The 11,393-nt window shown below is 59.1% G+C and carries 10 protein-coding genes; 3 read left to right on the forward strand and 7 right to left on the reverse strand.

Features of this window, described 5'->3' with window-relative positions:
• Nucleotides 1–89 precede the first annotated feature (89 nt).
• The 3 genes from cbpM to ABLX76_RS13630 all read right to left on the reverse strand — a co-directional run bounded on the left by cbpM (nucleotide 90) and on the right by ABLX76_RS13630 (nucleotide 2,141).
• Nucleotides 90–395 (reverse strand): chaperone modulator CbpM, encoded by a 306-nt coding sequence (gene cbpM / locus ABLX76_RS13620; RefSeq protein ID WP_020481009.1) that lies wholly within the window; start codon nucleotides 393–395, stop codon nucleotides 90–92.
• On the reverse strand, nucleotides 395–1,312 hold the full coding sequence (gene cbpA, locus ABLX76_RS13625) for a curved DNA-binding protein (RefSeq protein WP_023291678.1): 918 nt from the start codon (nucleotides 1,310–1,312) through the stop codon (nucleotides 395–397). Before cbpA ends, cbpM begins: the two co-directional genes overlap by 1 nt.
• Nucleotides 1,313–1,457: 145 nt before the next feature.
• Nucleotides 1,458–2,141, reverse strand: coding sequence for a TerC family protein (locus ABLX76_RS13630; protein ID WP_032454594.1), 684 nt, complete (start codon nucleotides 2,139–2,141; stop codon nucleotides 1,458–1,460).
• A 225-nt stretch (nucleotides 2,142–2,366) separates the two neighbouring features.
• On the opposite strand from ABLX76_RS13630, the gene ABLX76_RS13635 reads away from it, so the two are divergent.
• A complete protein-coding gene (locus tag ABLX76_RS13635) occupies nucleotides 2,367–3,152 on the forward strand; it encodes a DsbA family protein (protein WP_072421218.1) in 786 nt (261 codons plus the stop codon).
• Nucleotides 3,153–3,199: 47 nt separating this feature from the next.
• On the opposite strand, the gene pgaD is transcribed toward ABLX76_RS13635, so the two are convergent.
• Genes pgaD through pgaA form a run of 4 tightly spaced genes read right to left on the reverse strand, consistent with a single transcriptional unit; the run spans nucleotide 3,200 to nucleotide 9,438 of the window.
• Nucleotides 3,200–3,646 (reverse strand): poly-beta-1,6-N-acetyl-D-glucosamine biosynthesis protein PgaD, encoded by a 447-nt coding sequence (gene pgaD, locus ABLX76_RS13640; RefSeq protein ID WP_348874663.1) that lies wholly within the window; start codon nucleotides 3,644–3,646, stop codon nucleotides 3,200–3,202.
• Nucleotides 3,643–4,974: a poly-beta-1,6-N-acetyl-D-glucosamine synthase gene (gene pgaC, locus ABLX76_RS13645; protein WP_080901626.1), complete on the reverse strand. Its 1,332-nt coding sequence runs from the start codon at nucleotides 4,972–4,974 to the stop codon at nucleotides 3,643–3,645. Before pgaC ends, pgaD begins: the two co-directional genes overlap by 4 nt.
• Nucleotides 4,967–6,982, reverse strand: coding sequence for a poly-beta-1,6-N-acetyl-D-glucosamine N-deacetylase PgaB (gene pgaB / locus ABLX76_RS13650; RefSeq protein WP_348874665.1), 2,016 nt, complete (start codon nucleotides 6,980–6,982; stop codon nucleotides 4,967–4,969). Before pgaB ends, pgaC begins: the two co-directional genes overlap by 8 nt.
• Nucleotides 6,983–6,990: 8 nt before the next feature.
• On the reverse strand, nucleotides 6,991–9,438 hold the full coding sequence (gene pgaA, locus ABLX76_RS13655) for a poly-beta-1,6 N-acetyl-D-glucosamine export porin PgaA (RefSeq protein ID WP_348874667.1): 2,448 nt from the start codon (nucleotides 9,436–9,438) through the stop codon (nucleotides 6,991–6,993).
• Nucleotides 9,439–10,071: 633 nt separating this feature from the next.
• Between pgaA and ABLX76_RS13660 the strand changes: the two genes are divergently transcribed.
• Together ABLX76_RS13660 and ABLX76_RS13665 are read left to right on the forward strand one after the other, a co-directional pair.
• Entirely contained in the window at nucleotides 10,072–10,638 is a 567-nt protein-coding gene (locus ABLX76_RS13660; protein WP_032454598.1) for a LuxR C-terminal-related transcriptional regulator, read from the forward strand.
• 311 nt (nucleotides 10,639–10,949) lie between these two features.
• Nucleotides 10,950–11,240 carry a PerC family transcriptional regulator gene (locus tag ABLX76_RS13665; RefSeq protein ID WP_004153693.1) on the forward strand — a complete coding sequence of 97 codons (291 nt, stop codon included), beginning with the start codon at nucleotides 10,950–10,952 and terminating at the stop codon, nucleotides 11,238–11,240.
• Nucleotides 11,241–11,393: the final 153 nt, after the last annotated feature.

An 11,393-nucleotide genomic window follows, 5' to 3' on the forward strand; every position in this document is an offset into this window, starting at 1 on the left:
CGGCTTGCGCTGTGCTTAGTTTGTAGGCCGGGTCAGGCGTAGCCGCCACCCGGCAGTAAGACGGTACGCCGCCACCCGGGATGTCGCCCCTATCCGTGGGCGAGAAAGCGGGCCAGGCGCTGCTGCAGCAGGCGATTTTCGCGGGTCAGCCGCGCGTTCTCATCCAGCAGCGTCAGCGCCACCGCAATCCCCGGCCAGTCCAGCTCCAGCTCGTTACGCAGGCGCACCGCGCGATGGACGATCGTCACCGCGCTGTCGTCGAACAGCCAGGCGTCCGCCTGCGGCTGGTGCGGTTCAATCATGCCTAAGCCGACAATCTCCGTCAGCTCCTCTTCCGACACCCCGGTACGCAGGCACAATTCGGTAATGGTAAACGTCACTGTTACTGTAGCCATCAGGCTTTCCCCCATGTCTTACGCGGATCGAAGCTGGCTTCGGCGGTGGCCAGCTGTTGCCAGAGCTCACGCGCTTTTTCATCTGGTTTTGGCGGCATCACAATTTTAATAACGGCGAACAAATCGCCGGTGTGGGTTTTGCTCACCAGCCCTTTGCCCTTGATACGCAGGCGCTGCCCTGCCTGACTACCCGGCGGCACCGTCAGCAGAATGCTCTCTTTCAGGGTGGGCACCGTGACTTTGGCGCCCAGCGCGGCCTCCCACGGCGCCAGCGGCAGGACGATCTCCAGGTTATGTCCCACGATGTCGAACAGCGGGTGCGGGGCGATGTGGATCACCAGCCACAGATCGCCGTTCGGCCCGCCGTTTTCGCCCGGCGTCCCCTGGCCTTTCAGGCGGATGCGCTGACCATCGGCCACCCCGGCGGGGATCTTCACATTCAGCGTTTTCGGCGTCTCGCTTTCGATCATGCCGAACACGTTATACACCGGCAGGTTATAGCTGATGGTGCGGGTCTGCTCAGCCAGCGTCTCTTCAAGGAACACCGCGACCTCGATCTCCAGGTCGTGGCCGCGCGACGCGTGCTGACGGCGACGCTGATGCGCCTGCTGGCCAAACATGGAGGAAAAGATGTCGTCGAAATCCTGCTGGCTGTAGCTCTGCTCGTGGGTCTGCTGCTGGCGACCGAACCCGGGATCGTTGCGATGCTGCCAGAGCTGATCGTATTCCGCGCGCCGTTGCTCATCTTTCAGGACTTCCCAGGCTTCGGCGAGATCCTTAAATTTGGCTTCGGCATCGTTTTCTTTACTGACGTCGGGGTGGTACTTGCGCGCCAGGCGGCGGTAGGCGGTCTTGATGGTTTTCAGATCGTCGGTTGGTTGCACCCCGAGAATGGCATAATAATCCTTCAATTCCATGCTGTTATCTCATCTATGCTCAGTGCGGTGGTTACATATTCCCTGGATCAGGCGTCTGTATAAAGCGTAGGGCAAATGCGCCCTGAAGGGGAAGAAAAGTGGCGGAAACTTGACGTCGTCGGGGTCAACGGCGTCGTGGGCGCAGCTAGTCTTTCACCTGCGGCCGCGGACGACGGCGCCAGCCTGCGAACAGCACCAGCAGCGCGCCGATGGCGCCGGCCAGGCGCGCAATGCCGTCGCCGGCGGTGGGAAACAGCTGGCGAAGGGTAGGGTCGCTGACCAGCATTGACCCAGCAATCCAGCCGATGAGCATCCCGCCCAGCAGCACCACCGCGGGAAAGCGAGTGAGCAGGGCCAGCACCAGCTTGCTGCCGGCGACGATAACCGGAATGCTAATCGCCACGCCGAGGGCGACCAGCGCAATGTGCCCTTTGCCTGCGGCGGCCACCGCCAGCACGTTATCCAGCGACATGATCACATCGGCGACGGTGATGGTGACTGCGGTGCGCCACAGGCTGCCGGAGCTGGCAACCTCGCTCTCGTCCTCCTCATTACTGACCAGCCTGATGCCAATCCACATCAGGAGCAGCGCGCCGACTATTTTCAGCCACGGCAGCGACAGGAGATACAGGGCGATCGCCAGCAGCAGGATGCGCGCCAGGATAGCGCCTACGGTGCCGATGACGATCGCTTTGGTGCGTTTTTGTGGCGGCAGTTTGCGACAGGCCATGGCGATCACCACGGCGTTGTCGCCGCCCAGCAGTAAGTCGATGGCGACAATCTGCAGCATAATCACCGCCATGTCCCATTGTTGAAGAAACGCATACATATCGAGAGAAACCACCTGAAATAAATACCACGAAAAGCCGTTGCGCCGGGGGCTCCGCCCGGGGAGCGTTGACCACTGGCGCCGGACCGCGCCGTCGCGCGGGAAACCTGAGCCTGAAAAATAAAGTTACGAATCAACGCGCCGTCGGGCAAGGCTTCGGCGAAAAAGGGTGATATTTTGTCATACAGACTCACCTGCTGTTCACTTATCGCAAGGATCCCCACTATGTCTGGCCACAAGAAATACCTCTCCGTCGCCCTGCTGAGCGCTGTCTTACTGCCGGCGATGGCTTCTGCCGCTGACGCGCCGGCGACTTTCACCGCGGAACAGGAGGCGCAAATCGGCAAAATCGCCGCCGATTACCTGGTCGCCCACCCGGAAGTTCTCCTGCAGGCAAGCCAGAAACTGCAGCAAATTCAGGCTGAGCAGCAGGCCAGCGCGGCCACCCAGGCGGTGCTGAAGAATGCCGCCTTGCTGACCCAGGATAAAAATACCCCGACCTACGGCCCGGCCAACGGCAAAGTCACGGTGATTGAGTTCTTTGACTACCAGTGCGTCTACTGCAGCCGGCTGGCGCCGGTGATGGAGCAGGTGATTAAAGCGCATCCGCAGACCCGCTTCGCTTTTAAAGAGTGGCCTATCTTCGGCGGCCGCTGGGAAAGCTCGCTGGAAGCAGCGAAAACCGGCCTGCAGATCTATCAGCAGAAAGGGGCGGATGCCTATCTGACCTACCATAACGGGATCTACGCCACCGGACATAACGAAGGCAAGCTGACGACGGCGGATATCCAGCAGCAGGCGAAGAAAGCCGGCTTTGATGCGAAGAAGGCCACCGACGTCGAACCGGTGCTGCAGAGCATTAACGACCTGGCGCAGGAGATTGGTCTCAGCGGCACGCCGGGCGTGATCGTGATGCCGACTACTGGCGCCACGGAAGCCAGCATCACCGTCTTCCCGGGGCTGGCGGATAAAGCCTCGCTCGAAGCCGCCATTAAAAAGGCCGGCGGCTGATCGGCGGCGTCGTTACCCAGTCAGGGCCGCCGAGGGCGGCCCTGCTATCATTCCTGATCCCTCTCCTCGGGCGGCGGCAGCGCGTGGCTTTTTAAATCAATAATCTGACCAATGTGATCGTGGTAAACGGTCAGCAAATTATAGCGACTCATTTCGGAGATGATCTGCGGGGCGACGTTAAAGCTGCTGGCCAGCTCCTCATCTTGCAGGGTAAGCACCGCGGTGTGACGCCGGGTATGGGCGCGGCGTCGGTTATAGTGGTACCAGAGGATCAGCAGCCAGCCGTTCAGCGCGGCAAGCAATAAATACACCAGCGCCGTATTCAGGGAGTCCATCAGCGACGACCAGCGCGGGGAGGGCGGCGCGATGAACTGCATCAGCAAATTGGCGTAGAGAAAGAACAGAAAACCGAGCCAGGCCAGCAGCGTTAAGCCGACGTCCACCAGCCGGGGCAGCACGCGGTGTTCGGTTAAGATGAGCGTATTTTCATTCATCGCAGGCTTCCTTTTCCCCGGTCCGGGCTCACCCAGCGCGCGCGGGAACGTTGACGTTTCAACATCACTTTCGGAAAAGCGACCAGCGTGGTCAGCAGGCCGATCATCCAGTAAACCATCGGGAACCAGATCACCCAGAACAGGGATTTGGCGACCTTTTTCTCATAGCGCCGTTCGATATACAGGCTGGCGACGAACTGCAGCAGGCACATCAGGCCGAGCAGCATGCCGGTGAACTCAGGCGGAAACAGGCTGTGCACTGTCAGGTTGTCCGGCAATGGCATCAGGCGGCTGAGGATAAACAGCAGAATGGTGACCGCGTAGGCAAAGGCCCACAGCGTGGAGCAGGCATACTCCAGAAACAGCGGCCACATCCGATGATGCTGCCAGTGAAACAGGCGGCGCAGGTTGACCAGAAAGACTTCGGCCCCGCCCTGGGCCCAGCGCAGACGCTGCTTCCATAACCCTTTGAGGGTCTCAGGCATCAGGATCCAGCACAGCGCCCGCGGCTCGAAAAAGATGTCCCAGTGGCGGAGCTGAAGCTTCCAGCTGATATCAATATCTTCAGTGATCATATCCGGGCTCCAGTAGCCGACGTCCGCCAGCGCCTGACGCCGGAAGGCGGCGATCACGCCAGAGACGGTAAAGACCCGGCCATAGATCCGCTGCGTCCGCTTGATAAGCCCAATGATCGACGAAAACTCCCCTACCTGAATGCGGCCGATCAGCGTGGATCGGGTGCGGATCCGCGGATTGCCGGTGACCGCCCCGACGTGCGGGTAGTGGATCAGCGGGGCGACCAGCCAGGCCGCGGTATCCCGGTCCAGCAGGGCGTCGCCATCGATGCAGACCAGCAGATCGCCGCGCGCGGCGGCGGCGCCCGCTTTGAGCGCCACCGCTTTTCCCTGATTGGCGGCCAGGTGGATCACCCGCAGCCTTGGCTCCTCCTGCGCCAATTGCTGGAGCACCTGGGCGGTGTTGTCCGAAGAGCCGTCGTTAATCGCGATCACTTCGAGGTTGGCGTAACGCTGGGCCAGCGCCGCGCTGATGGTCTCCCGGGCGTTTTTCTCCTCGTTAAAGCAGGGGATCAGGATCGAGATCAGCGGATTGCCCGGCAGCGACGGCGGCGGGGTTTCCTCTCCCCACGGCCAGTGGCGCTCCAGCTGGAACCAGAAGTACAGACCCCCGGTGATCCATAGCACCGACATAAACAGCGGCCAGAAAAAGACAAAGTCGAGGATAAGCTCGCCGGTAAACACCGCTGCGACGCCTAACGGCAGCCCGAAAACGAGGCATAAAATGCACAATGCGATGATGCGATCAGTCATGGTCAGGGTACCACCAGGAAGAAAATTGCGGTCTGATACGGGAGATATCAGGCTGATTGTTAATGAAATCGTCTGGGTAGTAGCCGTAGTTTTTGACGCTGTTTAGCCGCAGTAAATGCATCCAGTCCGCCAGCTGTTGGTCGGGAATGGCGTTGCGTTGGCGTCGGTTCCAGTCTCTGGCCTGTAGCTCAAAGATGGTTTTCTTCAGCGCGCCCGGGCGGCGGGCGACGGCCTGCACCAGCCGCGTCAGCCAGGCCTGGCTGGCGTCAATCGGCACGGACTCCATCAGCGGCATCGCCATGGGGACCGTCCAGTCATAGGCGGCAAGGAAGTCATCCAGATTTTGCGCAAACCAGGCTTCGCTCTGCGGCTCAAGGATCGGCAGGGCGAAGAGATTACGCGCCGTTTTTACCTGCGGGCCGCGGATGGCCTGCACCGACTGGCGCAGCTGCAGAGTGAAGCGGGTCAGGGTTTGGCTTTTGAAACGCATCCATGCCTGGCGCTCTTGCGGACTTTGGGGCACCGGGCCGGCATCGTGCGCCAGGCCACTTTGCCGCCAGGCGGCGACCGCCTCCGGGCTCACGTCTTCAAAATCGGTCAGCACGGCGTCGTCGTGGAACAGAATCCCGCTGAAGCTGGCGTGCCGGGCCAGATCCTCATAGATGTCGGTGATCTGCTGGCGAACCCGGGGATCCCATGGCGACAGGCGGACATAGGGCTGACGGGCAAGTAACGCCTTCCCGGTTTGCGGATCCCAGCGCTGAACGCGCGGCAGATCGGACGAGAGATCGAAGGCCAGCACCGGCATCCAGGCATAAACCTTCACCCCGCCGCGGGTTTGCAGCTGCCAGGAGACGAAGTTAAACAGGTCGGCGCGCATCGGCAGCCAGCGGTTGGGGAAATAGAGCGACTTGACCGTGCCGTCACCCTGCGGGTCGGAGAAGGCCTGCAGAAAGACGTGGCTGATTTTCATGTCATAGACGCGCTGCACCAGCTTATCGATATTCTTTGCCTGCTGGACGGGATTGGGGTCATAGGCATAGTCCAGATCCACATGCATCACCCGAACAGGATCGGCTTCCTGGATCTGGGTTACGGCGTTAGCAAAGGCCTTGATCGACGGGTTACCGGCGATCAGCATGCGCGGAATATTATCCAGATCCTTCACGTTGCCCAGGCCGTCGTTCAGCGTAAACGCCAGCTGATACCCCTGCTGTTTGGCGATGGCCAGGGTGCTGCCGCTGGCGGCGCCGTAGGGCCACACCCAGGCGCGCGGCGCTTTCCCGGCGACGTCGTGGATTTTCGCCGTCACTTTCTGCACGTCATCGGCCATTCGCCGGGTAAACTGCGCGTCGCTTTCATAGCGGCCGGTGGTTTTATCCCAGCCGCGGTTAGCGGCGGCGGGCTCGCGGCTGCCCTGCGGATTGGCCGGCAGGCCGTAGTGCGAGGCCCAGGTGTGCGCGCCGATCTCCACCAGCGGCGAGCGACTAAGCTCGCGCACCATCTCCCAGGTGGCGAAGCGATCGCGCGGCGTCATCAGGCCGCCAAAATTAACGGGCTGGTTGGCGGGGGTGTCCACCCAGCTGCCCACCGGCGCCCACAGCGCCGGAACGTTCCAGGCTTTAAGCAGCGGCCAGACGCGAGTATAAAAACTGCTATAGCCATCGTCGAAGCTGAGAAGAAAAGCCTTAGGCGGCAGCGGCTTAAGGCCATGATGCGCGTCCAGAATGTCCTGAACGCTCACGGCATGGTAGCCGTGATGCAGCAGCCAGGCGATCTGCTCATTAAGCGCGCTGGTACGCACCGAAAGGTAACGCTGGTCGGCGGCGTCGTCTTCGACGTCATGATAGGCCAGCACCAGAAAGCGATCCGCCGGCCAGGGGTTATTGGCCTCCAGCTGGGGTCGTTGCTGCGGGGCGAGGAAGGGGACCTCCTCAGCACGCACGCTGAAGATAAGGCACAGCCAGCCGAGAAGCATCAGGCCGTTGCGCAGGGTCGTGTTCAGCATGGTCATCCTTAAAACCGTATGTTTGCATCAACAGTGATAGCGAGGTTGTTTTCACGTTTACCGTCGTAGGGGCGTTTGTCCCAGTTCAGCATCACCCCGGCGTCGACGAGGTTGTTCCAGCGCAGACGCTGCCCGTAGCCCAGCGTCGTTATCGCGCCGGCGGCGTGATTTTTTTGCCAGTAGCTGCCGCCGCCGGCGAGCAACTGCTGACTCCAGACGGTGTCATACCGCTGGTAAAGCGTGTGATCGACCGCCAACGCCGCGGTGGCCGCGAGGTCGCGGGCCGGACTGTAATACGCGGTGTCGGTGCGGCTATTGGCGCTGGCCGACAGACCGGGCTGTAGATCCAGCGTTAGCCACGGGGTCTGCCAGAGGCGCTCTTTACCGGAGAGGGTGTACTCCTGACGACGGTTGTGGTCGGTAAAGCGGCTGGCGGCCGCGCTGACGCGGTACTCCCGGCGCTCGTTTTGATACCAGCGCAGCCAGCCTTCGCCGCGGTTGGCGCTGACGCCGTTGCGTAACGCGCGCAGCGGCGTCTGCTGCGAAATCCGCTCCAGCTCGCCGCCCAGCTGCCAGCGATCGTTGACGTCGTGCGCGGCGGAAAGGCGGACGCCGGGCTTATTCTCGCCGTGAAAATTGACGCTGGAGAGTTCAAGTTCTCCCCAGGCGTCGCGCGGACGCCATTCAATACCGGCGAACAGCTGGCGACGGCTGCCTTTCCCCTCTTCAAAATTGCCTTGGGCAAAGCGGTGGCCGCCGAACAATCGCCAGCTGTCGGCTATCGGCGGGCTGTAGATCGCCGTCTCAAAACTGAGGTCGTGGGTACCGCTCACCGGGTTGTCGGAATGCAGCCCTTTGCCGACGCTCAGGCGCAGCTCGGAGAAATGATGGATTTCGCGGGCTCTGGCCAGGCGCTGGGTATTCAGATCCCGTGGCGAGCGGGCGATAACGTCGTCGGTCAGCAGATCCATCTGCCGCCACTCCTGCAGATCGAGGGCGACCCAGGCCTGCTGGCGCTCCAGCTGCAGGCTGGTGGGCTCCAGGGCTTCCGCCGCTTTCAGCTGGCGTTCGGCTGCCCGCGGCAGCCCTCTGTCCTGCAGCAGTGCGGCATAGTCGATCTGCAGCCCCTGGTTGCCGGGGGCCGTCGCCGCCAGGCGCTGCATACGGGCTTCGGCCTGTGGCAGGGCGTTGGTGGCGGAGAGATAGTGCACGTTAAGCGACTGCGCGGTGAGCCAGTCGTCGTTCGGCTGGGGCGTCGGCGAGCCATAGAGATGACGGATATAGGGCGCATTCCGGGTGAGTCGGGCGACATACCGTTGCGCCGCCGGGTACTGAGCGGTGTCCAGCAGGGCGTAGAAAAGCTCATGTTCTTCATTCTGTTGGCTCGTCAGCCACGAGGGATGCTGATGAATAAGCGCCAACGCAGGCTCAATCTGCTTAAGCGCGATATAAGAGGAGATAACCCAGCCGATAGCCCAGTCGGGAACCGCCTGCTGCTGCGCCATCAGGCTTTGGTATTCGCGGATAACCTGCGCGTAGTCTGCGTTGGCGTACAGCGCGCCCAGACGGTCAATGCGCGCCCGGGTGATGTCCGGGGCGGCCTGCGGGTCGGGACGCCAGGCGGCGATCATCGCGTCGTATTGCGCCAGCGCCGTGCGGGCCAGCGCGTAACGCGCATTTTCTTCACGGGAAGGCGTATCGGCAAGGCGCACCAGTTCGGCGGCGGCGTTCAGCTGCAGGTTGCGCTTTTCCGCGGGCGTCAGTTCGACGCTATTCGCGAGGCCGAGGGCGGGGGAGTCGATCCGGTTACGGGTCAGGGTCGCCATCAGGCTGGCCAGCGCGGCTTTGTTCTGTGGTTCGCGATCGAGGATCTGCGTGTCCACCAGCAGCTGGTCCCAGCTCTTGCCAAGCCGCAGGTAGACATAAGAGAGGGTCTGCAGGTGGGCAATGCTCGCCTGCTCCGCCACCAGGCGACGCGCTTCGCTGAGCGCCTCGCCGTCCTTGCGGGCATCGGCCAGCGTCTTGATATAGCCGATACGATAGTCGTCACTGTCGGGGGCCTGGCTGAGAGCCTGCTGCCAGAGGTGGAGCGAGGCTTGCCACTGTTTCTGGTTGCGCATCGCCTGCGCCGCGGCGGCGGTGCCCCGTGCGGGAAGCGGCATATAGACCTGATAGCGTCGCCAGACTTTCACCACCTCGTTGTCCTGGCCGGCCCAGAGGGCTACCTGCAGCCAGTCTGCAACCTGAGAAGGGGTTAAGGCATGCCGCAGCTGGTATTGCTGAAGATATGAGAGAAAGGGGGCGTACTGGCCTTGACGCGCTTGCTGGATCTGCTGGTCATAGAGCGAGTCCGCTCCCTGAACCAGCGTCGGGAAGAGCAAAAGCACGCCGATTGACAGCGAGAGTTTCGTGTTGCGATTAAACAATAACGTATTTGAATAAGGTGATCTTTCCATTTCTATTTGCCATATGTTCATCAAGAATCCATTGCACAACACGACCGTCCTTTGACGGTGAGTTAAAGGATGAGGATGGTCCCATTTAGCTGACTGGCACTGCGGGTGAATGACTTATTGCAAAGTAATAAACATATCTCCTGTGGATAATTGAATGGATAATTTATACCCGATACCGCAGCGGATAAATATGGTTAAATGACGAACTGCGTTTTAAGATAAATCTGTAAAAATGGTTTAATTCGAATCGCCATGTTGAAGCGAGTTCCTTTAACTTACTGAAATAAATAAAAAATGGAGTTGGCTGAAATTTTGTTTTAATTTTGTTGGGTGGCTTATATTGCAGTGAGGAGAAAGGTTTTTCATGGATATTTAAGATGATTTCTGACAAAAATTCTCAATAGCAAAAAAAGCATCTTTTCTGTGGGATTTTTTTATTTATAATTAATCCGTTTATTTTCTGTCCGCACCCAGGGAGGTTTTTCACAGCCAGATTCAGATGCCGCGCTAATGATAAATCACAGATCTCGTTATTTTTAACGCCATGCGGAGCGTTCCCCAGGGGCAAGGAAAACGTCTGGTTGACGAGAATTTGTTGATTAAATGTTAAAGGGAAGACTTGTGGCAAATTCAATGATATTAGTTACCCAGGATCACTATCTTTTTCAAGGAGTTAAGAATTTTTTTCCTGATATCATTCAGTTAGATTCTAGCGGAAAAGCGATTTTAGATAATGAGGTTGATGAACTCTCTCTGCTGGTTGATAGCCGTTCGCCGCTTTGTCATTACGATTATCTGGTCATGGAGGCGGCACAATCCAGAAAGCGAATATGCTGTATTGTCCTCGATATGCGCCATCGGGAAGAGCATTTACTCAGTCTGAAATCGTTTTTAAACATGTCATTATCACCCGCCGATATGGCGACCTTATTTGGGCTTTTTCTCGAGATGAAGAGCAAGCGGCTGACCAAAGAGTGGTTCGACAATCTGCGCTTAAGTATGACAGAGCAGCTGATGCTGCGTTTTCTTGGGGCGGGGATGACAATGGAGGAGGTGGCGGTGAATCTGAATACTTCGCTAAAAAGCCTTTACCGCAAGCGGACCGCGCTTTATGAGCGACTGGGGTTAGATAATTTTAATGAAGCCTGCTTATTTATCTTCAAAAATAAACTGCTGGACCAGTCCGGTCGATCGCCATAAGGCGTGGTTGTACAGGGAACAGGTGATATCGCAAGGTATGTGACGATGGAAATGTAATAAATTAAATAGATATTGATAGGTACAACCGTCGATACCAGTCGGTATCCAGGGCGGCGCCCGGCATATAATTCCGGAGCTCTTTGGAAGTAATTACCGCCATGGCGGTTTGCTATGCACAGCGATTATTATAATGATTATATTCCTTGCGCCGCAGAGGAATAGTTTTGTCATAAATTAACTCTACCATGGTATTCCGACTCACGCGTCGGAATACCATGAGATATCGTGAAAGCATCAGAGGAGCGAGGTGGATGAGAATAAGGGACAGTATTGCGGAGCGGTTAGAAGCCTGCGGGCTCTACCGTCGGGCGGCATCCAGATGGATTGAGGTGATGCAGCGTTGCCTGGACGATGAGGACCGAGAGTGGATCCGTCACCATCGCAATCAGTGTCTGAAAAAGGCGCAACGTCCGCCGGCGCCGAAAGAGGAGTTCGCCGATCTCCACCAGGCGGCAAAGGAGACGCAGTATCGCATGGGCATTGCGAAGCCCTATGGCGAAGCGTTCAGGCTGCCCGGCAAAGGGAAAACCGCCGCCGAGTAATACCTTTCTTCACTGCGTTTGCGCAGACGTTTCATTGACCCCCAGGCCCGCGCAAGCGCAGCGCCGCCGGATGATATACATCAGACGCCGTACCCGCGGTTGTGCCGGATGGCGGCATCAATGCCTTATCCGGCCTACGGGTCCTCGCGCAGG

This window comes from Klebsiella sp. JB_Kp004 (assembly GCF_040065795.1).
Taxonomy (GTDB): Bacteria; Pseudomonadota; Gammaproteobacteria; order Enterobacterales; family Enterobacteriaceae; genus Klebsiella; species Klebsiella quasipneumoniae.